The organism is Polaribacter marinivivus (genome assembly GCF_042651285.1).
GTDB lineage: Bacteria > Bacteroidota > Bacteroidia > Flavobacteriales > Flavobacteriaceae > Polaribacter > Polaribacter marinivivus.
Map to the genome: position 1 here is coordinate 422,479 of NZ_JBHSCY010000002.1, position 23,590 is coordinate 446,068.

Annotated in this window: 24 protein-coding genes; 13 read left to right on the forward strand and 11 right to left on the reverse strand. The window is 27.9% G+C overall.

What is annotated here, in order from left to right; all coding sequences use genetic code 11:
- Positions 1–47 precede the first annotated feature (47 nt).
- The 4 genes from ACFOWD_RS10000 to rmuC form a co-directional block, all read right to left on the reverse strand.
- Positions 48–233: a CsbD family protein gene (locus ACFOWD_RS10000; protein ID WP_298993269.1), complete on the reverse strand. Its 186-nt coding sequence runs from the start codon at positions 231–233 to the stop codon at positions 48–50.
- A 22-nt stretch (positions 234–255) separates the two neighbouring features.
- Positions 256–507: a hypothetical protein gene (locus ACFOWD_RS10005; RefSeq protein ID WP_377410235.1), complete on the reverse strand. Its 252-nt coding sequence runs from the start codon at positions 505–507 to the stop codon at positions 256–258.
- Between the two features lie 4 nt (positions 508–511).
- Positions 512–736, reverse strand: a complete 225-nt coding sequence (locus ACFOWD_RS10010) for a hypothetical protein (RefSeq protein WP_377410237.1) — start codon at positions 734–736, stop codon at positions 512–514.
- A gap of 169 nt (positions 737–905) precedes the next feature.
- Positions 906–2,249 carry a DNA recombination protein RmuC gene (gene rmuC, locus ACFOWD_RS10015; RefSeq protein ID WP_377410988.1) on the reverse strand — a complete coding sequence of 448 codons (1,344 nt, stop codon included), beginning with the start codon at positions 2,247–2,249 and terminating at the stop codon, positions 906–908.
- An 85-nt stretch (positions 2,250–2,334) separates the two neighbouring features.
- Here rmuC and ACFOWD_RS10020 point away from each other — a divergent pair, with 85 nt between their 5' ends.
- Positions 2,335–2,871 carry a lysophospholipid acyltransferase family protein gene (locus tag ACFOWD_RS10020; protein ID WP_298993263.1) on the forward strand — a complete coding sequence of 179 codons (537 nt, stop codon included), beginning with the start codon at positions 2,335–2,337 and terminating at the stop codon, positions 2,869–2,871.
- 142 nt (positions 2,872–3,013) lie between these two features.
- Here the strand turns inward: ACFOWD_RS10020 and pepT are convergent, their stop codons facing one another.
- Complete coding sequence (gene pepT / locus ACFOWD_RS10025; RefSeq protein ID WP_377410240.1) at positions 3,014–4,255, reverse strand: peptidase T; 1,242 nt, start codon at positions 4,253–4,255, stop codon at positions 3,014–3,016.
- Between the two features lie 5 nt (positions 4,256–4,260).
- Positions 4,261–5,301, reverse strand: a complete 1,041-nt coding sequence (locus ACFOWD_RS10030) for a WD40/YVTN/BNR-like repeat-containing protein (protein ID WP_377410242.1) — start codon at positions 5,299–5,301, stop codon at positions 4,261–4,263.
- Between the two features lie 45 nt (positions 5,302–5,346).
- Here ACFOWD_RS10030 and ACFOWD_RS10035 point away from each other — a divergent pair, with 45 nt between their 5' ends.
- Positions 5,347–6,321, forward strand: a complete 975-nt coding sequence (locus ACFOWD_RS10035; RefSeq protein WP_377410244.1) for a patatin-like phospholipase family protein — start codon at positions 5,347–5,349, stop codon at positions 6,319–6,321.
- A gap of 1 nt (position 6,322) precedes the next feature.
- On the opposite strand, the gene ACFOWD_RS10040 is transcribed toward ACFOWD_RS10035, so the two are convergent.
- A complete protein-coding gene (locus tag ACFOWD_RS10040; RefSeq protein ID WP_377410246.1) occupies positions 6,323–7,807 on the reverse strand; it encodes a S41 family peptidase in 1,485 nt (494 codons plus the stop codon).
- A 1-nt stretch (position 7,808) separates the two neighbouring features.
- Positions 7,809–9,260, reverse strand: coding sequence for a S41 family peptidase (locus tag ACFOWD_RS10045; RefSeq protein ID WP_377410248.1), 1,452 nt, complete (start codon positions 9,258–9,260; stop codon positions 7,809–7,811).
- Positions 9,261–9,412: 152 nt separating this feature from the next.
- On the opposite strand from ACFOWD_RS10045, the gene ACFOWD_RS10050 reads away from it, so the two are divergent.
- The 5 genes from ACFOWD_RS10050 to ACFOWD_RS10070 all read left to right on the forward strand — a co-directional run bounded on the left by ACFOWD_RS10050 (position 9,413) and on the right by ACFOWD_RS10070 (position 14,097).
- Positions 9,413–9,922 carry an RNA polymerase sigma factor gene (locus ACFOWD_RS10050; RefSeq protein ID WP_298993248.1) on the forward strand — a complete coding sequence of 170 codons (510 nt, stop codon included), beginning with the start codon at positions 9,413–9,415 and terminating at the stop codon, positions 9,920–9,922.
- A complete protein-coding gene (locus ACFOWD_RS10055) occupies positions 9,909–10,343 on the forward strand; it encodes a hypothetical protein (RefSeq protein WP_298993246.1) in 435 nt (144 codons plus the stop codon). The genes ACFOWD_RS10050 and ACFOWD_RS10055 overlap by 14 nt, the downstream gene beginning before the upstream one ends.
- A gap of 44 nt (positions 10,344–10,387) precedes the next feature.
- Positions 10,388–10,909, forward strand: a complete 522-nt coding sequence (locus tag ACFOWD_RS10060) for a DUF4252 domain-containing protein (RefSeq protein ID WP_298993243.1) — start codon at positions 10,388–10,390, stop codon at positions 10,907–10,909.
- Between the two features lie 51 nt (positions 10,910–10,960).
- Entirely contained in the window at positions 10,961–11,503 is a 543-nt protein-coding gene (locus tag ACFOWD_RS10065) for a DUF4252 domain-containing protein (RefSeq protein WP_377410250.1), read from the forward strand.
- Between the two features lie 149 nt (positions 11,504–11,652).
- Positions 11,653–14,097, forward strand: a complete 2,445-nt coding sequence (locus ACFOWD_RS10070) for a M1 family aminopeptidase (RefSeq protein WP_377410252.1) — start codon at positions 11,653–11,655, stop codon at positions 14,095–14,097.
- Positions 14,098–14,582: 485 nt separating this feature from the next.
- Here ACFOWD_RS10070 and ACFOWD_RS10075 read toward each other — a convergent pair whose 3' ends face one another.
- From ACFOWD_RS10075 to ACFOWD_RS10085, 3 genes are read right to left on the reverse strand one after another with little or no spacing between them, the layout of a single operon-like run.
- Positions 14,583–15,239: an HAD family hydrolase gene (locus tag ACFOWD_RS10075; RefSeq protein WP_377410254.1), complete on the reverse strand. Its 657-nt coding sequence runs from the start codon at positions 15,237–15,239 to the stop codon at positions 14,583–14,585.
- 3 nt (positions 15,240–15,242) lie between these two features.
- On the reverse strand, positions 15,243–15,557 hold the full coding sequence (locus ACFOWD_RS10080) for a hypothetical protein (RefSeq protein WP_377410255.1): 315 nt from the start codon (positions 15,555–15,557) through the stop codon (positions 15,243–15,245).
- Between the two features lie 16 nt (positions 15,558–15,573).
- Positions 15,574–15,990: a thiol-disulfide oxidoreductase DCC family protein gene (locus tag ACFOWD_RS10085; protein ID WP_298993232.1), complete on the reverse strand. Its 417-nt coding sequence runs from the start codon at positions 15,988–15,990 to the stop codon at positions 15,574–15,576.
- A 67-nt stretch (positions 15,991–16,057) separates the two neighbouring features.
- On the opposite strand from ACFOWD_RS10085, the gene ACFOWD_RS10090 reads away from it, so the two are divergent.
- The 6 genes from ACFOWD_RS10090 to ACFOWD_RS10115 all read left to right on the forward strand — a co-directional run bounded on the left by ACFOWD_RS10090 (position 16,058) and on the right by ACFOWD_RS10115 (position 23,546).
- Positions 16,058–18,646 carry a T9SS type A sorting domain-containing protein gene (locus ACFOWD_RS10090; protein WP_377410256.1) on the forward strand — a complete coding sequence of 863 codons (2,589 nt, stop codon included), beginning with the start codon at positions 16,058–16,060 and terminating at the stop codon, positions 18,644–18,646.
- Positions 18,646–19,053: a hypothetical protein gene (locus tag ACFOWD_RS10095; RefSeq protein WP_377410258.1), complete on the forward strand. Its 408-nt coding sequence runs from the start codon at positions 18,646–18,648 to the stop codon at positions 19,051–19,053. The genes ACFOWD_RS10090 and ACFOWD_RS10095 overlap by 1 nt, the downstream gene beginning before the upstream one ends.
- Positions 19,054–19,237: 184 nt before the next feature.
- Entirely contained in the window at positions 19,238–19,930 is a 693-nt protein-coding gene (locus ACFOWD_RS10100) for an ABC transporter ATP-binding protein (protein WP_377410260.1), read from the forward strand.
- 2 nt (positions 19,931–19,932) lie between these two features.
- Complete coding sequence (locus ACFOWD_RS10105; RefSeq protein WP_298993220.1) at positions 19,933–21,168, forward strand: ABC transporter permease; 1,236 nt, start codon at positions 19,933–19,935, stop codon at positions 21,166–21,168.
- 2 nt (positions 21,169–21,170) lie between these two features.
- Positions 21,171–22,415, forward strand: a complete 1,245-nt coding sequence (locus ACFOWD_RS10110; protein ID WP_298993215.1) for an ABC transporter permease — start codon at positions 21,171–21,173, stop codon at positions 22,413–22,415.
- 18 nt (positions 22,416–22,433) lie between these two features.
- A complete protein-coding gene (locus tag ACFOWD_RS10115; RefSeq protein ID WP_298993212.1) occupies positions 22,434–23,546 on the forward strand; it encodes an efflux RND transporter periplasmic adaptor subunit in 1,113 nt (370 codons plus the stop codon).
- The last annotated feature ends 44 nt before the right edge of the window (positions 23,547–23,590 follow it).

Consider the following 23,590-nt stretch of genomic DNA (forward strand, 5'->3'; position numbering starts at 1 on the left):
AAGCATCCACTTTTGTAGATGCTTTTTAATTAGGGGTACTATTTCTTTTACCAATTTTTAATTTTTTCAGCAATTTCATCTTTGGTTTTTCCATATTTTTCTTGCATTTCTCCAACAAATTTATCTACTTTCCCTCTATTAGAAATTGATTCATCATTGGTTGCTTCTCCAAATTTTTCTTTGAATTCGCCTTTAATTTGTTTCCATTTACCTTCGTGTGTATCCTTATTCATAATTTTTATTTTTAGTTATTATTTATTGTTCTTTATGTTCTGAATTCTGAATGTTATCAGCAATTCTTTTATTAGATTTATTAGTAGCAGTTTGTAATTGGTTTTCTAATTTTTCTTTATGTAAACCTTCTAATCTATTATTACTGCTATCATTATCTTTATAATTATTTTCTTTTACTGTGCCTTTTAAAGGATGCAAACCTTTTTCTTGTTTGTCTCCTGAATTACCTTTTGTAATATTTTCGGCACTAGCTCTTTTTCTATTTTCTGCCATATTTTTATCTCATTAATTTATTTAATAATTTTCTTTTACTAGAATTAAAATCTTCTTTTAATTTATCTATTTCATCTAAATTTTTTCCAATCAAAACCTCTTTATTGTTTTTCTTAAGTATTTCAGATTCTTCTGAAGAAATAGTTGGTTTCATTATTCTGTTATCTGTAGTACCATCTGTTTCTACATTCTTGTATAGTTTTTCTTGATTTGTTTTTGTTTCCCCCATTTTTATGCACTTTTAAAAGATTAATAATATTAATTAACTATCAGTCGCAAGTTAACATACAAGTTCAGTATATATTGACGTAAATGAAGTAATTACTAACTCAAAAGATATTATCTTGAGAATTAAAGGTAGTGTAGCGTTAAAATTGAAAGTGATTTTTTTTGATTATCTAATCATCATCATTGGCTCTATCAATAATATTTTGTGGTAAAGATTTTTTTGCTTTTGCTCCCATCTTTTTAAGCTTTTCAACACTTGTAATAAGATTTCCTCTACCTTCAAAAAGCTTATTCATAGCATTAGAATATTCTTTTTTACTATCATCTATTCGTTTGCCAATTCCAATTAAATCTGAAAGTAATCCTTGAAATTTATCGTATAAAGCACCTGCTTGTCTAGCAATTTCAAGTGCATTTCTTTGTTGTTTTTCATTATTCCACATAGAATCAATGGTTCTTAAAGTGGCTAATAAAGTGGTTGGAGTAACGATTACAATATTTTTTTCAAAAGCTTTATTGTATAATTGATCATCTGCATTTAAAGCAATTGCAAATGCAGGCTCAATAGGTATAAAAAGTAAAACAAAATCTGGTGATTCTATTTTATAAATATCTTCATATTTTTTTTCTGATAATTGCTCTATATGACGTTTTAAAGAAACCACATGGTTTTTTAAATATTGTTCTTTTAAACTTTCGTCATCTGCATTTACATATTGCTCATAAGCAGTTAAAGACACTTTAGAGTCTACAATCATTTTTTTATTATCAGGTAAATGAATTACAACATCAGGCAAAATTCTTTTGCCTTCATCATTTGTAAAACTTTGCTGAATAAAATATTCTCTATCTTTTTCTAAGCCAGATTTTTCTAAAACTCTTTCTAAAACTAATTCACCCCAATTTCCTTGTAGTTTACTATCACCTTTTAGTGCTTTAGTTAAATTTAATGTATCCTTGCTCATTTGCTGATTTAGTTCTTTTAAACCTAATATTTGTTGTCTTAAAGCTGCATGATAATCGATACTTTCTTTATGTGTTTTTTCTACTTTATCTTCAAATGTTTTAATTTTTTCTTGAAGTGGACTAAGAATTGTTTTTAAATTTTCTTTATTCTGCTCAGTAAACTTATTTGATTTATCTTCTAAGATTTTATTGGCTAAAACTTCAAAATCATTTTTAAATTTTTCTTGAAGTTTATTGACTTCAGTTTTATTATCTGCTAGTTTTTCTTGAAGATTTATAATATCTGAATTTAGGTTCGCATTTTTAACGATAAGATTTTCTTTCTCTTGTAATAAACCTTTAAACTCTTTTTGATGTTCTATAAAATTATTTTCTACAATGTCTTTAGATTGTTGTAATAAAACAACTCTTTCTTCTAAAGTTGAATTTTCTTTTTCTAAAGAAGTTTTCTCTTTTTCAAGTTTTACTCTCAGTATAAGTTTAGCAATAAAAAAACCTATTAAACTAAAAACCAATGCAATAAAAAAGTATGCCACAAATTCTGTCATCATATCAAATTAAGTCCTTAAATTTATCACTTTTAAGTATAATTTTTTAATCAATATTAATGAATTTGTAAACAATACAAGATTTATGAAAGTATTTGCAAGATTTATTTTGTTTACGGTATTAAGATGGAAGTTAGTTGGTGAATTTCCAACTCAAAAAAAATATGTTGTTATTGCAGCACCACATACAAGCTGGATAGATTTTCCTATTGCTATTTTAGCAAGGATGGCATCTGGTATTATGATTAATTATATAGGTAAAGATTCTTTGTTTAAAGGTCCCTTTGGTTTTTTCTTTAGAGCTTTAGGAGGTACCCCTGTAGATAGAAGCAAGAATAACAGACTTGTAGATGCTATTGTAGATATTTTTAATTCAAGAGAAGAGTTTAGATTAGGTCTTTCACCTGAAGGAACTCGTAAAAAAGTAGAGCACTGGAAAACTGGCTTTTATTATATAGCTAAAGGAGCAGAAGTACCTATTGTTATGGCTACTTTAGATTTTGAAAACAAACAAATAAAAATTTCTGAACCTTATTACACTACAGATAATAAAGATAAAGATTTTGAACATTTTAGGGGGTTTTTCCAGAATGTTAAGGGGAAAAACCCTGAATTATCTTAATGTAATTTTAAATAGACCTTATTATTTGTAATTTTGATTTAACTTATTCAGAATTTAATGTAGGGGTTAAAATTCTTGAATAACAGAATTAAGTTTTTATATAATAACTTTTTCTCCTGAGATTTATTTCAGGAGATTTTTTTTAGCTATATTTTTCTGCTACTTTTTCTGAAATGCCAATAATTACTTCTGTGGCTTTAATCATAGATTCTACAGGAACATACTCAAAACGACCATGAAAATTATGTCCTCCTGCAAAAATATTTGGACATGGTAAACCTTTAAAAGACAATTGAGAACCATCTGTACCACCTCTAATGGGTTTAATTAAAGGTTTTATATCTAAATCTTTCATAACTTCTTCTGCAATATCTACTATATGTTTTACTGGTAACACTTTTTCTTTCATATTAAAATATTGATTTTTTATTTCAACATGAATTAATTCTTTACCTAATTGCTTATTCATATCAAAAGCAATTTTTTGCATCAAGTATTTACGTTTTTCGAATACATCAAAATCATGATCTCTAATAATATATTCTAAAACTGTTTGCTCTACATCACCTTTTAAATCATGCAAATGAAAGAAACCTTCATAGCCTTCTGTTTTTTCTGGAACTTCATCTGATGGAACTGCACTAATATATTCATTAGCAATAAGCATTGAATTTATCATCTTACCTTTTGCATATCCTGGATGAACTATTTTACCATTTATGGTAATCTTTGCACTTGCAGCATTAAAATTTTCATATTCTAATTCACCTATTTGACTACCATCCATTGTATAAGCCCATTCAGCATCAAATTTTTCTACATTAAATAAATGAGCTCCTTTACCAACTTCTTCATCTGGTGTAAAACATATTCTTATTTTACCATGTTTTATTTCTGGGTGTTGAATTAGATACTCCATAGCAGAAACAATTTCTGTAACACCAGCTTTGTCATCTGCGCCTAATAATGTAGTACCATCTGTGGTAATTAGAGTTTGTCTTTTGTAGAGTAATAAATCATCAAAATCATTAGGAGAGAGGATAATTTGTTGTTCTTCGTTTAAAACAATATCATTCCCTTGATAATTTTCGACAATTTTAGGTTTTACATTTGCACCTGAAAAATCTGGGCTAGTGTCTATATGTGCAACAAAACCAATAGTTGGCACTTTATAATCTAAATTGCTTGGTAAAGTAGCCATGATGTAACAATTATCATCAAGTTCTACATCTTGCATACCAATTTCTATAAGTTCTTTTTCAAGAATTTTTGCTAAATTCCATTGATTCTCTGTACTTGGAAATGCTGGGTTATTGGGGTCTGATTCTGTATTTATAGTTACGTAATTAATAAATCTCTCAGTAATCTTTTTTTTATCAATCATTGTATTTATTTCAAAATCAATTTTCCAATTTTTTTATCTCCTGCTAACCAAGCTGTATACTTATCTACAAATTGTATAGCATAATAAGCTTCTTTAGATACTTCTTTCCAATTTTGGCCTCCATCGTTTGAAAATGAAACACCTGTTTTACCAACAGCAAAAACTTCTTTTCCTGTAGTTTCAGGAACATATTGTACACAACTTTTATAAGACGGATTTTGTTTATCTGCTACAATAGACCATGTTTTACCACCATTTGTTGTTATAGCTTTATTGGCTTTGTTTTTATTTGGTTTTGAGAAATCACCACCCATTATAATTCCTCTTTTAAAATTAGCTACATCTATAGAGTAAATTCCTTGTGGTCCATTACCTTGTATCATTGGTGTTTCAAAAACTTTCCATGTTTTTCCATAGTTGTCAGACCTAAAAACTCTGGCTCTTTTACCACCAGAAGCTATCCAAACTGAACTACCTAATGTTTTTATATTGGTATTACTTGCTGCAAAAAAAGCCTCACCTTCAGTAATTTTTGGTAGTTTATCACAAGAAACTTTTTTCCAAGTTTCTCCAAAATCATTGGTTAATAATAAAGACATGCAATCTTCTGTTGGGTCACCAACAGCAATTCCATGTTCACCATCATCAAAGAATTGCATGGCATCATAAAAAACTTTTGGATGCTCTTCTTTATAAACTATAGTAGTGTCTTTGTCTGTAATTTTATATAAAAGTGCAGGGTTTGCTATAGAAAGTGCAAAAATGGTATTGTTTTGCATAGCAATACTTCTAAAATGGGGTTTGATAGAATCTTTATATGTAATTTGTTTTGTATTCCATGAATTGCCTCCATCTTTTGTGTAACCAATTATACCATTAGCACCTGCAAAGTAAACAGTCTGTTCATCTACTACCTTAATAGCCCTTATACTTGTTGAGTCTATTTTAAATTCTTGGATTTCAATGTTATCAATAATTCTTGGTTCATATTTTTTTGTACAACCTAGAATCAACATCAAACAAAATAAAATCAATAATCCCCTCATTTTAACTATTTTTATACTACGAAAATAAAAAATGATTTCCAGTTAATGAAAAAAGCTTTAGTTATTTCTGGTGGAGGAAGCAAAGGTGCTTTTGCAGGTGGTGTTGCACAATATTTAATGAAGAAAGAAAATAGAACTTATGATCTATTTTTAGGCACTTCTACTGGTAGTTTAATGGTTTCTCATTTAGCATTAGGTATGTTAGATGAATTAAAAGATTTATATACTAATGTAAATCAAGAAACAATTTTTAGTAATAACCCTTTTAATATTAAAAAAGTAGCTGGAGAAAAAATAGTAAGCATAAACCATTTTAATACACTTTGGAATTTTTTAAACGGAAGAAAGACTTTTGGTGAAAGTAAAAACTTAAGAAGTTTAATTAAGGAAAAAATTACCAAAGAAATGTATGAACAAATTTTAAAAGTTGATAAAGAAATTGTTGTTACAGTTTCTAATTTAACTGCGAATCAAATTGAGTATAAATCCAATAAAGAATGTACTTACGAAGATTTTTGTGATTGGATTTGGGGCTCTTGTAATTATGTGCCTTTTATGAGTTTGTTAGAGAAAAATAAACAACAATATGCAGATGGTGGTTTTGGTTCTCTAGTGCCAATTAGAGAAGCTATTTTAAGAGGAGCAACAGAAATTGATGCAATTATTCTTGAAACTGAAGTAAATGCAATGAATAGGTTACCTGCTAAAAATCCGTTTTCTCTATTATTTGATGTTTTTAATTTTATGCTAACTCATGTAGAAAGACATAACATTACTATTGGAAAATTAGCTGCAAACAATAAAGATGTAAAACTTAATTTATATTATACACCAACTGTTTTAACAACAAACTCATTAGTTTTTGATGAAAAGAAAATGAGTAAATGGTGGAAATCTGGTTATAAATATGCTAAATCTAAACAAGAAGAATTAATGAGTGAATTTAGACCAGATGTATTAACAGATAAAGAAATAGATGAAGGTTTAGATGATGTAGAAAACTTAGAAATAAAAAAATGATTTACTTAATTTTTAGTTTTCTAGAATTAAAATCTATATATAATTTATCTGAAGCAGGACTTGCTAATTTAGAATTATAAATTTCTTCAAAATTAGAATAATTTTTTCTAGGTAATGTTTTACTACCTGTTAAAATATATTCAATTGTTCTGCTTAATAATGGTTCATTTCTGTCACCTAAAACTCCTAAATTTCCAAAATCTTCACCAATTTGTATACCTGGTAAAGTTGTACCTGGTATTATTCCATTTGGATAATTTTGATTGTCTTTATTAAAAATTTCAAAAACAATTGGCTGTAAAGCATAAGTATGATTGTTATTAAAGTTTGTTCCGTTTTTTGCCCAATTATCTGCATCGTAAAGTGTCACAGAACCTACTTGTTTACCTACTGTTTTAGTACCCACTAATTTAACGTCTATATAGGCACTTAAACTATTAATTACTAATTCTGAAGCAGAAGCAGAACTGCCTGTAACAATAAAGTAGACTTTACTTAAGCCTAAACTCTCAATAGACTCTTGGGCAATAAGATTTCCTGAATTATCAAAGCTTCTAATTTCTGATGTAAAATTATTAATAAACCTATCATTAGGTAAAGCATTGGTTACTTTAGCATTCCATTGTTCTTTAGAATATAATTGATTATTAAACTGCCCAGTAATCATGCTTCCTAAATACGTTGCAGTATTTGTAGAACCTCCAGAATTATAGCGTAAATCAACAATTAATTCATCAATATTTTCTGATTTAAAGTTATCAAAAGCAGCATTTAGTTGACTATTATAATTTCTTGCAAATTGGTTATACATTAAATATCCTATGTTCTTATTACCTTCTTTAAATACCTTTTGAATTTTTATAGGGTTTTCTTCAATTTCAGATTTTGTTAGATTTATTGTAGTTGTATTACTAACTGGATTACCTGAATTATAGTCTGCAAGTTCGATGGTATAATTTGTTACAGAACCAAAAAGCAATCCTTGGTAGTTGCTTTCTGTAAGTTGTAAACCATCTACTTTATTAAAAATCATACCTCTAAGTACACCTTTATCTTCTGCATCAGAATTAGGAACCACATATCTTACATAACCAAATAATTTAGACCTATCATCTAAATACCTAACTAAGCCAAACTCCATTCCATTTGTAACATTAACTCCTAAGAAAGAGTTTTCAAGAGCTACATAGTCGTCTACAATCCAAGAAAAACGATCTATTGTTGGGTATTGATAAAGTAGGTCATAAAAAACATCATTAGGTGTATTGTAATTTCTGAAATAACTATACAAATCATTTAGGTTAGAAAAACGATCATCTGCTAAATCTGGAACCTCTTTTTGCCAAAGATAATAGGTGTTTAATCCTCTCCAAACAAAGAAATTAACTTGATCATTAGTTGAAGAGTCATTTAAATTTAAATCTGTTTTTTCACAAGAGAAGAATAAGAAAATTAGACTTATTATAAAAAAGGGTTTTTTATGCATTTTAATATGTATTTGGTAAATCTTGTTTAATAAATACTCCTCTGTCTATAGTTCTTTGTTGATTAATACTGTTAAAAATAAATTCAAAATTATTTTGATTACAAGCAGGAAAAGTTGTGTTTCCGTTTGTAATATAATTTAAAACACTGTTTAATATTGGGTCTGAATTTTCGCCTAAAACACCTAAATTTAAAGGAGCTTCATTATTACATAATTGAATTCTTGGTGAAAATCCGTTATCATAAGTTTGGTCGTTATTATTTAGAAAACTTAACACTAAAGGTTGTAACGCAACTGTATGACTTTCATCTTTAAGACCAAAATCGTAATCTTCTGAGTCGTAAAGAGTAATGCTTCCAGTATTATTACCAGCAGTTTGATTACCAATTACATGTACATTCATATATGCGTCTAAACTATTTATCAGTAATTCAATTGCTGAAGAGCCAGTAAATGAATTACCATTTAAAATGATGTAAATGTCTGTAAGTTCAAGATGATTTATAGCTGTATTTTGATTAAGTAAAGTAGAAAAACGATTTAATAAAGAGTCTGGTTGGTTGGCTAAAAACCAAGTTTGAGCCTTTGTATTCCATTGTTCTTTAATAAATACTTCATCAGAAAACTGACCTAATAAAATACTGCCTAACTTTTCAATATTACTGGCAAATGCACCTGAAGCAATATTATAACGTAAATCTAAAACTAATTTTTTAACTCCTTGATTTTTAAAGTTTAAAGCAGTATTATTTAAGTTTTCTAGATAATTTTTTGAGAAATCATTATTGTAAATTAAATATCCAATATCTTCTCCATTTAAAGGAATTGTTTTTTCTAAAAATGTTGCAGGATAAGTATAAGCTTCTTTTTGTAAAGAAACAGTTTTTCCATTTGGGGTAGCAATATTACCATCAAAATTTACCATAGAAAGTGTAAAATCATTACTTCCTGTTATTAAAATTGATTCGTAATTTGTTCTAGTAAGTAGAACACCATCAACAGCATTAAAAAATTCACCTCTTTCTATATTTTGGCTAGATGCATTAGAATTTGATAAAATATGAGTAACATACCCAATTACGTTTTCTGTACTGTTGGGGTCTGCAATTATGCCAAACTCCATACCATTTGTAAATGAAGTTCTAATTTCTGATGTTGTAATCGTGTTATAATCCTCTAAAAGTAAAGATCTATTATCAGTGCTTAATAGTAAACTACTAAATAATGTATTATAATCTGGGAAGGATCTTAAAAAAGTATTTAGTTCTTCATCAGAATTAAATCTTCTATCAGATAAATCTTCTATTTGATCTTGATATAAGTAATATGCGTTTAAACCTTTCCAAACAAAATCGTGAACAATTATATCTTGTGGAACTTCATAATCTTTAGAGCAACTAACAATTGAACTAAAAACTAGAATTAATAAATAAAACTTTAGATTTATCCTCATAAATTATAAATAAACGATTTATTATTTTTAACGCAATTTAAGCATAATTAGTATTTTTTTAATTTTCTTGTAACAAATAAAATACTTGTTCGTCGTAATTATGTAAACCTGATATAAGAGATGAAAAAATATCAGTATAACAAAGAGATAAAATGAATCAATCAGACTTTTTAAAAGTTGTTTTACCCTTTAAAGACAAGGTCTTTAGATTAGCAAAAAGATTATTAGTTTCTACTGAAGAAGCTGAGGATGCTACTCAAGAACTATACTTTAAATTATGGAGGAGCAAAGAAAAAATTGCTGATTATAAAAATGTTGAAGCATTTGCAATGACCATGACAAAGAATTATTGTTATGATCGTTTAAAAAGCAAGCAAGCAAGTAATTTAACATTAGTACACAGTAATTATAAAGAAAAAGAAACGTCTCTAGATAAGAAAGTAGAATATCAAGACAGTGTAAACCAAGTACACCAATTGATAGAAGCTTTACCAGAAAATCAAAAAATAATTATTCAATTAAGAGATATTGAACAATATGATTTTGATGAAATCTGTAAAATGGTTGATATGAAACCAACAGCAGTTAGAGTAGCATTATCTAGAGCAAGAAAAACAATAAGAGAAGAACTCATTAAAAAACACAACTATGGAGTTAGCTAACATAGAAAAATTAGTAGAAAAATATTTAAACGCAGAAACTTCTTTGCAAGAAGAAACTACCTTAAAAAACTATTTTACAGGAGGTAATGTTGCACCACATTTGCAAGAATATGAATATATGTTTAATTATTTTGCTACCATAAAAGATGAAAAGTTTACAAAAACCATTCAGTTAGAACCTAAGAAATCTAAAAAGAGAAACTTTAAATGGTTATCAGTAGCAGCATCAATAGCACTTTTATTCACAGTATTTATTGGTAAGCCACAATATGATGAATATAAAGAGCGCAAAAAAGCAGAGAAAATTTATGCACAAGTAAGTAAAGGATTACAACTTTTATCAAACAATCTAAAAAAAGGAGAACAAGCTGTAGCTCAATTACATACTTATGAAAGTAAAGTAAACCAAGTATTAAAATAAAAACCAAGTAAAAATTAGTAAAACCAAGTTTAAGAATAGAAATCATGAAAAAAATAATAGTAATTATAGCGTTAATGATGACACCATTGTTATCAAATGCACAGTCAATCTTTGATAGTTTAGAAGATTTAGATGGAGTAGATATGGTAGTTGTTACCAAAGATGCTTTTCAATTATTAAAAAAGTTTCAACCCAAAAATGTTAAGTCAGATGATAATGAGGTAATGCAAGCTTTTGAAATGATAAATGATTTAAATGAATTTAAAATGTTCTCTACAGATAATTTAGAAATTGCTTCTAAAATGGAGAAAATGGTAAATAATGCAATTAAATCATCAAAATTAACAGAGTTAATTAGAATTAAAGAAGATGACTCTCGTGTAAAAATTTATGTTAAAGCTACAGGCAATAAAGATTATGTTAGTGAAGTTTTAATGTTTGTAAAAGGTATAGATAAAAAGACAAAAGGAATGTCTGAAGCTATGGTTATGTCTTTAACTGGTAATATAGACATCAATAAGATGTCTGAGTTTACAGATAAGATGGTAAAAGAAAGCAATAAGTAAAAAAATAAAAGTCTAGGTGTAATAACCTAGACTTTACTAAAACAAAATCAAATGAAAAAAATAATCACAAGTTGTACTTTATTACTTTTTGTAGCATTACTTAGCTCTTGTAAAAATGAGAAATCATTACAAAGTTATTTAGTAGACACAAGTGGTAAAGACGGTTTTTATACTGGAGATCTACCTGTAAGTTCTGTGTTAACTGCAAATGCTGACGTTTCTGAAGACGTGAAAAAGACAATGGAAAGCATTAAAAAAATTAACATTGTATTTTTACCTAAAACAGAAGATAACACAGCAACTTACGAAACTGAAAAGTCTAAGCTAAAAAACATTTTTAAAGACAATAACGATTATAAAAGTTTGATGTCTATGAAAATGAAAGGAATGAATGTTAGTATTTATTACTCAGGTAAAACAGATGCTATAGATGAAGTAATTGCTTTTGGCTATGGTGATCAACAAGGTGTTGGTGTTGCTCGTTTATTAGGAGATAATATGAATCCTGCACAAATTATTGAAATGATGAATAGTGTAAAAATGGATGCTAATAACGATTCATTTAAAAATTTCGCAAATCTATTTAACCAATAATTACTATTACAAGTAATTTATAAGCTGTAATTCTTTCTTAGAATTACAGCTTTTTTTATTTCTTTTTGGTACGTTTTTTGAATTTAACCATGCATTAACAACATCTATAAGCTTATTTATTATTTTTGAGCCTCAAGAAAGAGACATTTATGAAGTTACAACATTTAGTAATTATATTTTTCACACTGCTTTACAGCAGTATTTTTTCACAAACTCCTGATAATTATAAACCAGAAAGAGAAAAAATTTTTGATTTAGTACACACAAAATTAAAAGTAGATTTTAATTTTTCTGATAAAACTATGAATGGTGAAGCTTGGGTTACACTAAAACCACATTATTACGATGCTAATAAAGTAGTTTTAGATGCTAATACAATGATAATTAGTGAAGTTAAGCTAAATGAGAAAAACCTAAACTTTACATACAACGATTTTGATTTAGAAATAGTTTTACCAAAAACATACACCAAAAACCAAGAATTTACCCTTTATATAAAATACCTATCTCAACCAGAAAAAGTAAAAGATAGAGGTAGTAAAGCAATAACAGATGCTAAAGGACTTTATTTTATTAATACAGATGGCTTTGATAAAAATAAGACTGCACAAATTTGGACACAAGGAGAAACACAAGCTAATAGTGCATGGTTTCCTACAATAGATGCTCCTAATCAAAAAATGACGCAAGAAATAGAAATTACAGTACCTAATAAATATGTTACACTTTCTAATGGAGCATTAATCAATCAAATAAAAAAAGGAAAAAATAGAACAGATTATTGGAAATTAGAAAAAAAACACGCCCCATATCTAGCATTTATTGGAGTAGGTGAGTTTGAAATCATAAAAGACAACTACAAAAACATTCCTGTTGATTATTATGTAGAGAAAGAATACGCACCTTATGCCAAAGAAATATTTGGTTTAACTCCAGAAATGATTGGTTTTTTTGAAACTAAATTAGGTGTAGATTTCCCTTGGAATAAGTACAGTCAAATTGTAGTAAGAGATTATGTTTCTGGAGCAATGGAAAATACTACAGCTGTAGTTCATGGTGAACAAGCTTATCAAAAACCAGGTCAATTAATAGATAATAATATTCAAGAAAATACTATTGCTCATGAAATTTTTCATCATTGGTTTGGAAATTTAGTAACTTCAGAAAGCTGGTCTAATTTGGCATTAAATGAATCTTTTGCAAATTATAGTGAGTACTTATGGAGAGAATATAAATATGGTAAAGTAAATGCTGAGATGCATTTATTTGATCAAGTTGAAGCTTATAAAAACGCACAAGATGCTAAAAACAAATCTTTAGTAAGATTTACTTACGATGATAGAGAAGATTTATTTGATTTGGTTAGTTACAATAAAGGAGGAGCCATTTTGCATATGCTTAGAAAAGTTGTTGGCGACAAAGCTTTTTTTGAAGGGTTAAAACAATATTTAACTAAGTATCAATACCAGTCTGCAGAAGTTCATCAATTAAGATTAGTTTTTGAAGAATTAACTGGTAAAGATTTAAATTGGTTTTTTAACCAATGGTTTTATGGTGCAGGACACCCAGATATACAAGTATCTTACGATTACAATACATTAAGAAAAACAGTAACTGTTAATTTATTTCAATTACAAGCAGGATACTTTCAATTTCCAATATCTATTGATGTTTTTGAAGGTTCTAAAAAAACAAGACATACCGTTTTTGTAGATGCTAAAGATGCTTCTTTTACATTTCCTTACAATAGTCAACCAAACTTAATTCAAATTAATTCTGATAATAATTTAATTTGTGATTTAAATGAAAACAAAATATTAAGCGACTATATTTTTCAATTAAAACATGCAGATAATTTTGTGCATAGGAGAGAAGCTTTGTTAGAAGTAGTAAAAAAACAAGAAGAAAAAGACGCATTTAATGCAGTTGTAGAAGCTTTAAATGATGAATCATACAAAATTAGAATCTTAGCCTTAGAAAATATAGACTTAATTAACAAATTTTCTAAAAGAGATGCCATAAATAAGATTATAAATATGGCTAATAATGATAAGAAAACATTAGTACAAGCATCTGCAATTGGTACATTAGGCAAATTAATAGATGTTGAGTTGATTCCTATTTTTGAAAAAGCTTTAGAAACAAAATCATATTCAGTGTTAGGAAGAGCTTTAGTGTCTATGTATTATGTAGATAAAGAAAAAGCCTTAAAAAAGTCTAAAACTTTACCAGATGAAGTTCGTAAAATATTAGCTACTCCATTAACTCGAATTTTTATAGAAGAAAAAGATGATTCTGAACTACCTTTTATAGCAAAAAGTGTTGTTTCTGGAATGTTTTTATCTAATGATGAGCCAACTAAAATTTTATTTAAAAGTGCATTTAAACAGATTTCTGAAAGTAATAATACAGAAGCCATACAAAATGTAGTTGATGATATGGTTGTTAAAGGAAAACAATACAAAGGATTTAATTTTGATAAGGTAGCCATTAATTTAATGCGTAATATGGTAAATGATCAAAAGAAAGCAGATAAACCAAATAGAGAAAAAAATATTGCTATAATAAAAGCTGCTATGGCTAAACTACTGTAATTAGAAATTTCAAATTATCTAATACCAAATCAGTAAAAATTTATTAAATATTAAACCTAATATATATAAAATTACAAGGTTATATACAAAAGCTAGTTTAACAGTGTCAGAAATTAGATACAATCTATATTTATTGTAAAACTTTTTATCAATTACAGGATATAAAAATGATAATAAAGAAGAAAGCAATAAAGTTATTATAAGTACAAATGTTGGTGGAGTTTCAGTGATTTCTTCCCAAGCATAAAAAATCAATAGAACTAACACTATGTGTCCTATCCAATAAATTTTTTTGCTCCCTGATTTGTGATTTTTTCCTCCAAAAAAAACTCTAAAGGGGCTGTTTATTAATGTAGATGTCAAAGAAAAAAAACCAAATAGGTTAACAAAAAATAATACAAAAAGTAAAATTACTTTAGTCGTCATTTTTTATTTTAAACTAAAAATATAAAAAAATAATCACATAAAAAATCTAAAAGTACTTATTAAATAAATTCTTTAAGTTCTTTAAAGCTTTTTATTCTCTTATTGGCATTTTTTAAAGTTTGATCTGCTGCTAAAGGGTTTTGATAACCAAAGACATAAATACCTGCATCATTTGCTGCTTTAACACCATTGTCTGAATCTTCTATAACAAAACAATTTTCTTTGGGTGTGCTTGCAAGTTTGGCAGCTTTTAAAAATATTTCTGGGTTGGGTTTAGATTCTTTTAAATCTGCACCACTTATTTTCGCTGTAAAGTATTGGTGTAAGTTAAATCTATCAAATACACGATTTATGTTAACCATAGCAGAAGAAGATGCCAAAATTAATATTAATCCTTTTTGATAAAAATATTTTATAATTTCTTCTACACCATCTACTAAATGTAAATTTGGGTCATTTTCAAAATAATTTACATAACGCTTTCTTTTAGCTAAAACTAAATCTTCAGGATTTAATTCTAAATTAAAATATTCAACTAATTTTTGAAAAGCATTTAAAGTAGAAGAACCAGTTAATGTTTTGTATAATTCATCAGAAACTTTGACTTTGATAGATTCAAAAGTCTCATAATAAGCTTTTTTATGAATTTCTTCAGAGTCTATTATAACTCCATCCATATCAAAAATTGCACACTTAATATTCTTTGGTAAATTCATTAATTAAGTTAAGTATTTTATTGCATTAACTATATTGTCTATAATTAAGTACAATAATACACAAATTAAAAAACCTCCTGTAAAAAGGCTAAACATTCTTCTTTTAGTTTTGGGGCCTTTTAATTTTTTTATTGAACGTAAAAGGCCAATTATAGACAATATAATTGCAAATAAAATAAGAACACCAATTATAGTAGATATTAAATAAAAGTTTTTATCTGTAAATTGATAACTTAGAATACCAATAAAAACAAGAATTGCTATAGTAACAATTGGTAACTTGACTTTGAAATCTGTTTTAAAGTTAATTTTTTTCATGGGGGAAGGGTTTTAATTAATCTAAAAATTTTTCTTTAAGTTCGGGTGTAGGGATCATACAGCTGTCTTTTTTACCAAACCATTTATATCGGTTTTTGGCGACAATATCATAAATACCATCCCTTATAGGTTCAGGTAAAATGTAGCCTAATTGAAAAAACCACCAAAAGCCTTTAAACTCTCTCATTATTTTTAATGCAGCTGTAGATTTAAAATCATAAGATACTCCTGGTTCATATAAAATAATCGACTCAATTTTAGATGTATCTATTTTTAAATGATTTGTGATTTTTTGTCCGTGATTAGATTCTAAAGCTGTAAAAACAAAACAGTTGTTTTTATCTTTTTTAATAATCATATTCACGAAATTGTTACATAGGTTACAAACTCCGTCAAATAAAATTATTTTTTTTCCTTTAGGTAAATCAACCACAATTACTTTTTCTCAAATTTAATTAAAATATAATTATCTTTAAACCTACAAATTAATAAATTAAACTATGAAATTTAAGACTACATTATTATTTCTTTTTTCTTTTTCTGTTCTTTTTTCACAAAACAATGTAAAACTTGACTATATAGATGAAGCAGCAAAGGGAGATTTAAATTATTTTGAAATTGTAAAAAAGAAAAAAGAAGAAATTAAAAGCTATGATTTGTCTAAAATTTCTAATAGAAAAGCAATAAAACAATTTAATAGATGGGCTTATTATTGGAAAGATAGAGTAGATGAATTAGGTAATTTTCCATCTGCTAACTTAGGCTATTTTAATGCTGATATTTTAGATGTAAATGGTAAAATAAAAGCAAGAGATTTACAATATCAAAAATCTAAATTTAATACAGAATCTTGGCTAAATGTAGGGCCTCAAAAATTACCAGAGGCAAATGGATATTCGAGTCGTCCACAAATGGGTAGACTAAATACTTTATTAAGAATTAAACATCCTACAGATAGAAATCAAGATATTTTGTTTGTTGGTGCACCAAATGGAGGTGTTTGGAAGTCTACTGATGGTGGTACTTCTTGGTCTCCAAAATTAGATTTTTTAGCAGGAATTGGAGTTTCAGATATAAAAACAACTCCAGATGCAACGTTTGCTAATTATACAACTAAGCCTATTTATGTTTCTACTGGAGATTATGATGGTAGACAAGCAAATTCAATTGGAGTTTTAAAATCGACTGATGGAGGAGAAACTTTTGTTTCAACAGGCTTAAGTTATGGCTTAAATCAACAACAATTATTGGGAGACTTACATGTAATTGATGAAAACAATGTTTTTGTTGCTGGTAAATTTGCTGTTATGAGAACTACTGATGGTGGAGCAACTTGGATAGATAGTTACGTGCCAAATTATAATTCACCTATTGGAAGAGGTTTTGGAAGAATGGCTGTAAAAGGAACAGAAATTATGGTATCTGGTTATTTTGAACTTGCTTATACAAATGATTATAATTTAGGTATTTGGACAACAATTGAGCTAGAAAATTCTTCAAATAATAGACAAGCTGTAACTGTTGGAGAAGATGGTAGTTTCTATGTGCAAAATAAAGATGGTCAAGTTAAAAAGTTCAATTCTACAACACAGCAAATTTCTAATTTAGGCTCTCCAGTACCTGGTTATAACCCTCAAGGTGGTTTTAATCAAGCACTATTAGTTAAAAATGATATGATAATTTCAGGAGCTGTAAATGGTAGCTCATCTGTAAATAATGGAGCAAATTGGTATAAATCGTTAAATGGATATTGGGAAAATAATTCTTCAGATGGATCTAACATTCATCCAGATATTCATGGAATTGGACCATTAGATAATGATTATGAATTTTGGAGTGTTAATGATGGAGGACTAATTTATATAGATTATGGTAATAGCCCATCTACACAAAGACCAACAATTACTTATAAATCAGAAGATGTTATTGTAACACAATCTTATTCTGTAGCAATTAACCCATCTGCAAATGATGATGCTTATGTTATTGCAAATCAAGATAATGATACTTACAGTAAGGTTAATGGTACTTGGTACTCTGTTGCAATGGGAGATGGTATTCAGTCTGCAATAAATTACAATAATTCTAATATTAGATACACAGGTAATCAAAACGGATTTTTTGTGCAAACAGATACTGGTTTCGAAGGCCAATTACAAGGCAATGGAAAAAGAGTAACTATACCAGGAGTAAGTTTTTATTATCCATTAGAAATTAATACAGTAAACCCAAATATTCTTTATGCTGGTGGTGATGAAGTATATAAAATTGAAGACGATTTTGTTTTATTCATGACCAGTCTAAATTCAGGTGCTGGAAATGTTGGTGAGGATAGTGCAATAACTGATATTGCCACTCATGGTAATTCAATTTTTGTAGCAGGTGTTAATGGATTAAGATTTTCTTCAGATGGAGGTACTAATTGGGTAACAAAAAATTTTAACTCAGGTACAATAAATTCAGTAGATTTTGATGGAACGAATAACGATATTTTATACGTAAGTGTTTCAGGTTATAATGCTGGTAGTAAAATTTATAAATCTTCTGATGGAGGTACCAGTTTTTCTAACATTTCTGGAGATTTACCAAATGTTGTTATTAAAGAAATTCTTTTAAAACAAAATGAAGCATCAGAAATATTATTTGCTGCAACAGAAATAGGAGTTTATTATTCTATAAATGGTGGTGTGAATTGGACTAGATTAGGTTCTGGTTTACCAAATGTTGATGTAAGAGATATAGATATACACTATACAAATGATAAATTAGTAGCAGCTACTTTTGGAAGAGGTTTATGGGAAATAAGTATTAAAAATTCTACATTGTCTTCAGATAGTTTTAATGAGGATAAAGATTTACTTTCTATTTTTCCAAACCCTACAACTAATGGAATCTTAAACATAAATATTAAAAACGCCAATGATTATAATTATTCAATTTATAATGTTGTTGGAGGTGTGGTTAAAAGTGGAAAATTAGACTCTTCATCAACTATAGATGTTTCTAATTTAGCTAAAAACATATACATATTAAGAGTTTTTAACTCAAAAGAAAACTATTCTACTAAATTTATAAAAGCAAATAATTAATGAAATATACAATTGTATTAATCTTATTTGTTTTAGTAGGTTGTAAATCTATACACATATCAGAAGTAAATAAAACACTTATAAAAAAAGGAAACCCTATGGGTTCAGATTATATAGAATATAATATTTCTGTTTCTTCTGAAAAAGATTTTTATATAGAAGATTTATTTATTGAAGATGATGATAGAAAACTGAATTATTATTACAAAGATTTAAAAACAGGTCTATCATCATATCAAATGTTAAGTCCATTTATAAAAGGGAATTATTCTTTTCACTTTAAATTAGAAGATATAACTAGAATATCTAAAAAAGAATCTTTGGTGATTAAAATGAAAGTTGATAATAAAATAATAACTAAGAAAGAATTTATAACAAAAAGAAATAAATCGATTCTTACTAAATAATTTTTTTTAAAAAAAGATAAAGAAAACTCAAAATTAAATTTTTGAGTTTTTTTTATGAATTCTTGTAACATAATTATAAATCAAACGTCTATTTAGTGTATCGAATATTATTAAAAGCTTTTAACATAATATTAATATCAGCAATAATAAGCATTCAATACTTTCGTAAAAAATTAACCAACAAATGATTAAAATAGAAAAACTACACAAATCTTATCCAATTGGTAAAGATTCACTTCATGTATTAAAAGGTATAGATTTACACATAAAAGAAGGAGAATTTGTTTCTATTATGGGTTCTTCTGGTTCAGGAAAATCTACTTTGTTAAATATCGTTGGTTTGTTAGACGTTCATGATGAAGGTAACTACTATTTAAATGGTCAGGTTATCAAAGATATGAACGAAAAAAAAGCAGCAATCTTAAGAAATAAATTTTTAGGATTTGTTTTTCAATCTTTCAACTTAATTTCTTACAAAACTGCTGTAGAAAACGTTGCTTTACCTCTTTATTATAAAGGAATTAATAGAAAAGAGCGTTTAGAAATAGCCTTAGAATATTTAGAAAAGGTAGGCTTAAAAGATTGGGCTAACCATTTACCAAATGAACTTTCTGGTGGTCAAAAACAACGTGTTGCAATAGCAAGAGCATTAGTTACAAAACCTAAAGTTGTTTTAGCAGATGAGCCTACAGGTGCATTAGACTCTACAACAACAGATTCTGTAATGGATTTGCTTAAAGCCATTAATGATGAAGGTATGACTGTTTTTGTAATTACTCACGAAGAAGAAGTTGCAGAACAAACCAAAAGAATTGTACGTCTTAAAGATGGTGTTATAATTAGTGATGAATTAACTAAAGCTTCTAAAGCAGTTTAATTATGTTCGATTTAGATCGTTGGAGAGAAATTTTTCAAAGTATTAATAAGAACAAATTACGTTCTATATTATCAGCTTTAACAGTTGCTTTTGCAATTTTACTCTTTACGCTACTTTTTGGGATTGTTAACGGATTAACTAATTTTTTTAAAGAAGCCTTTGCAGATGATGCTCAGAACTCCATGTTTATTAGAGTTTGGAAAACTACAAAACCTTATAAAGGTCTTCAATTAGGAAGAAGAATTCAGTTAAGAAATACGGATTATGATTATGTAACAGGAGAATATTCTAATAAAATACAATATCAATCTGCAAGAATATATAAAAACTTTACTATTAAGTATAAGAATAATGCAGATGCTTACAATGTAAGAGCTGTGCATCCAGATCATCAATTTTTAGAAAAAACTATAATTGATGAGGGTAGATATTTAAATGCAAGAGATTTAAAAGAAAAGTCTAAAGTTATTGTAATTGGTAGATTAATTAAAAGAGATTTATTTGGTGAAAAACCAGCATTAATGAAAAGAGTTAATGTAAATGGAATTTCTTACATGATTATCGGTATTTTTTCTGATGATGGAGGAGATAATGAAGAAAGAATGGCCTATATACCTGTAACTACAGCTCAAATGTTATATGGTAATAATGATTATATCAGTCAAATTAATTTAGGATATGACCCAAGTTTAAGTTTAGACGCAGCTGTAGCTTTTGGTAATAAGTTAGAAAGAGATATGCGTAAACAACTTAACATTCATCCAGATGATCAAAGTGCATTATCTGTTCGAAATATGGCAGAAGCTAATAAGAATGTAGGTCAGTTTATGTTTATCTTATACTTTATTGCAATTATTGTTGGTTCAGGTACTTTAGTTGCAGGAATTATTGGGATTTCTAACATAATGATTTTTGTTATAAAAGAACGTACAAAAGAATTTGGTATACGAAAAGCATTAGGTGCTAAACCTGCTTCTATTATAAGTATGGTAGTACAAGAAACCGTTTTAATTACTACACTTGCTGGTTATGTAGGTTTAACATTAGCTACATTTATTTTAAGTTCAGAGAGTTTAAGAGAAGTTTTAGAAGAATACTTTATCAAAGACCCAAGTGTTAGTCAAGGAGTAGTGATTGGAGCAACAATAGTTTTAGTCTTATCAGGATTAATAGCAAGTTATGTTCCAGCAAAAAGAGCTGCAAATATTAAACCAATTGAAGCCTTAAATGCAGATTAATTATGAAATTTCTATTTGATTCAGATACATGGCAAGAGATTTACGGAAGTATTCGTAAAAACAAAGTAAGAACTATAATTACAATTATAGGGGTACTTTGGGGTATCTTCTTGTTAGTGGTTTTATTGGGGGCAGCTAGAGGAATGGAAAATGGCTTTAAAAAAGTGTTTGGTGATTTTGCTACAAACAGTGTATTTGTTTGGACACAAAGAACAGATACTCCTTTTAAAGGATTTCAAAAAGGTAGAAGATTTAGATTGGATATGAATGATATTAATGCTTTACAATCTGAATACAAAGATGAAATAAAGTTACTAGCTCCAAGAAATCAAACCAATAATTTAATAATACACGATTTTAAATCTGGAAATTTTCAAGTAAGTGGAGATTATCCTGTTTTAGATCAAATTCAAAAGAAAAAATTAATCAGTGGTCGATTTATAAATCAGAATGATATTTTATCCTATGCAAAGGTAACTGTTATATCAGAAGATATGTATAAACAGTTGTTTGATAAAGATGAAGAAGCCATTGGGGTTTATATAAAAATTAACGGAATCAATTACAAGATAGTAGGTGTCTATGGCCCAAGTAATGGTATTGATTTAGATGGAGATACAGCATATATTCCTTTTTCAACCTTTAAAAAAGTATATAATAGAGCCAACAAAATAGATTGGATGGTTATTACAGCAGCAGAAGGGGTTGATATTGAACAATTAGAAAGTGATGTGTTACTCACGCTTAAAAGTTTACATAAAGTACATCCAGAAGATGAAAGAGCATTTGGCTCCTTTAACTTAGGTACGCAAATAGCAAAATTTATGGGCTTTTTAACGGGTATGCAATTTCTAGTTTGGTTTGTAGGTATAGGTACTTTAATTGCAGGTGTATTTGCCATTGGTAATATCTTATTAATTACAGTCAAAGAAAGAACAAAAGAAATTGGAATACGAAGAGCTTTAGGCGCAACTCCAAAAAGTATAAGACAACAGATTATTTTAGAATCGGTCTTTTTAACCACAGTTGCAGGTATGTTAGGGATTGTTTTTGGTAGTTTTATATTATTTATTATAGACTCAACAGTAGGTTCTGGAGAAGATGCAGCTTTAGTAAACCCAACAGTTAACATTCCAATAATTTTTATAGCATTTGCCACATTAATATTTTTAGGAACATTAATAGGATTAATTCCTGCACACATGGCAACAGTAGTAAAACCAATAGAAGCATTAAGAGAAGAATAAAAAATCAATTAACAAATCATGAGTAAAAGAGCAAAAATTATTTTAATTGTTATAGCAGTATTATTTATAGCTGCATTAATTTGGTTCGGAAAAAAGAATAAATCCGCAGTTATAGAATATGAAACTGAGAAGCCTTTTAAAACAACAATTGTTAAGAAAACTGTTGCTACAGGTATTGTAACACCATTAGAAGAAATTGAGATTAAACCTCAAATTACAGGTATTATAGATAAAATAATGTTATTAGAAGGCTCTAAAGTTAAAAAAGGAGATCTTATAGCAACTGTAAGAGTTGTACCTAATGAGCAAGCTTTAATTAGCGCTCAAGGTAGAGTTAATAACATTAAAATTAATTTAAATAACGCTAAAGTAGCTTACGAAAGAAATAAAAAACTTTTTGATAAAGGGGTAATTTCTAGAGCAGATTTTGAGCGTTTTGAATTAACTTATAATTCTTCAAAACAAGATTTACAAAATGCACAGAACGATCTTTTAATCATTAAAAAAGGTTCTGCAGGTTCTGGAGGTGCTGCTAATACAAATATTATAGCACAGATTTCTGGAACAATTTTAGAAATTCCTGTAAAAGAAGGTGATCAAGTTATACAATCTAATAACTTTAATGCAGGTACTACTATTGCATCTATTGCAGATATGAGTAAAATGATTTTTGAAGGAAAAGTAGACGAGTCTGAAGTTGGTAAACTAATTAAAGGTACAGATATAGATGTATCAATTGGAGCTATAGAAGGTGTAAAATTTCCTGCAAAATTAAACTTTATTGCACCTAAAGGAACAGAAGAATCAGGAGCAGTTCAGTTTAAGATTAAAGCAGATATGTCATTAGATGAAAAATATTTTATTAGAGCTGGTTATAGTGCTAATGCAGATATTGTATTAGAAAAGAAAGATAGTGTTTTAGCTATTAAAGAAGCTCTTTTAAAATTTGACAAAAAAACTGAAGAGCCTTATGTAGAGGTAAAATTAGCTGATGGTACTTTTGAAAAAAGAGAACTTAAGCTAGGTACTTCAGATGGTGTAAACGTAGAAGTTTTAGAGGGTGTTACTAAAGATGATGAAATTAAAGTTTGGAACAAAACATCTAAAGATGATAAGAAAAACAATAACTAGTAGTTATTAATTATACAAAACAAAAGGAGCTCTATTTTAGAGCT

Excerpts from the sequence above, each read along its gene's own strand:
- ACFOWD_RS10000 (WP_298993269.1), bottom strand. The coding sequence starts at position 233 with ATGAATAAGGATACACACGAAGGTAAATGGAAACAAATTAAAGGCGAA.
- ACFOWD_RS10005 (WP_377410235.1), bottom strand. The coding sequence starts at position 507 with ATGGCAGAAAATAGAAAAAGAGCTAGTGCCGAAAATATTACAAAAGGT.
- ACFOWD_RS10010 (WP_377410237.1), bottom strand. The coding sequence starts at position 736 with ATGGGGGAAACAAAAACAAATCAAGAAAAACTATACAAGAATGTAGAA.
- rmuC (WP_377410988.1), bottom strand. The coding sequence starts at position 2,249 with ATGACAGAATTTGTGGCATACTTTTTTATTGCATTGGTTTTTAGTTTA.
- ACFOWD_RS10020 (WP_298993263.1), top strand. The coding sequence starts at position 2,335 with ATGAAAGTATTTGCAAGATTTATTTTGTTTACGGTATTAAGATGGAAG.
- pepT (WP_377410240.1), bottom strand. The coding sequence starts at position 4,255 with ATGATTGATAAAAAAAAGATTACTGAGAGATTTATTAATTACGTAACT.
- ACFOWD_RS10030 (WP_377410242.1), bottom strand. The coding sequence starts at position 5,301 with ATGAGGGGATTATTGATTTTATTTTGTTTGATGTTGATTCTAGGTTGT.
- ACFOWD_RS10035 (WP_377410244.1), top strand. The coding sequence starts at position 5,347 with ATGAAAAAAGCTTTAGTTATTTCTGGTGGAGGAAGCAAAGGTGCTTTT.
- ACFOWD_RS10040 (WP_377410246.1), bottom strand. The coding sequence starts at position 7,807 with ATGCATAAAAAACCCTTTTTTATAATAAGTCTAATTTTCTTATTCTTC.
- ACFOWD_RS10045 (WP_377410248.1), bottom strand. The coding sequence starts at position 9,260 with ATGAGGATAAATCTAAAGTTTTATTTATTAATTCTAGTTTTTAGTTCA.
- ACFOWD_RS10050 (WP_298993248.1), top strand. The coding sequence starts at position 9,413 with ATGAATCAATCAGACTTTTTAAAAGTTGTTTTACCCTTTAAAGACAAG.
- ACFOWD_RS10055 (WP_298993246.1), top strand. The coding sequence starts at position 9,909 with ATGGAGTTAGCTAACATAGAAAAATTAGTAGAAAAATATTTAAACGCA.
- ACFOWD_RS10060 (WP_298993243.1), top strand. The coding sequence starts at position 10,388 with ATGAAAAAAATAATAGTAATTATAGCGTTAATGATGACACCATTGTTA.
- ACFOWD_RS10065 (WP_377410250.1), top strand. The coding sequence starts at position 10,961 with ATGAAAAAAATAATCACAAGTTGTACTTTATTACTTTTTGTAGCATTA.
- ACFOWD_RS10070 (WP_377410252.1), top strand. The coding sequence starts at position 11,653 with ATGAAGTTACAACATTTAGTAATTATATTTTTCACACTGCTTTACAGC.
- ACFOWD_RS10075 (WP_377410254.1), bottom strand. The coding sequence starts at position 15,239 with ATGAATTTACCAAAGAATATTAAGTGTGCAATTTTTGATATGGATGGA.
- ACFOWD_RS10080 (WP_377410255.1), bottom strand. The coding sequence starts at position 15,557 with ATGAAAAAAATTAACTTTAAAACAGATTTCAAAGTCAAGTTACCAATT.
- ACFOWD_RS10090 (WP_377410256.1), top strand. The coding sequence starts at position 16,058 with ATGAAATTTAAGACTACATTATTATTTCTTTTTTCTTTTTCTGTTCTT.
- ACFOWD_RS10095 (WP_377410258.1), top strand. The coding sequence starts at position 18,646 with ATGAAATATACAATTGTATTAATCTTATTTGTTTTAGTAGGTTGTAAA.
- ACFOWD_RS10100 (WP_377410260.1), top strand. The coding sequence starts at position 19,238 with ATGATTAAAATAGAAAAACTACACAAATCTTATCCAATTGGTAAAGAT.
- ACFOWD_RS10105 (WP_298993220.1), top strand. The coding sequence starts at position 19,933 with ATGTTCGATTTAGATCGTTGGAGAGAAATTTTTCAAAGTATTAATAAG.
- ACFOWD_RS10110 (WP_298993215.1), top strand. The coding sequence starts at position 21,171 with ATGAAATTTCTATTTGATTCAGATACATGGCAAGAGATTTACGGAAGT.
- ACFOWD_RS10115 (WP_298993212.1), top strand. The coding sequence starts at position 22,434 with ATGAGTAAAAGAGCAAAAATTATTTTAATTGTTATAGCAGTATTATTT.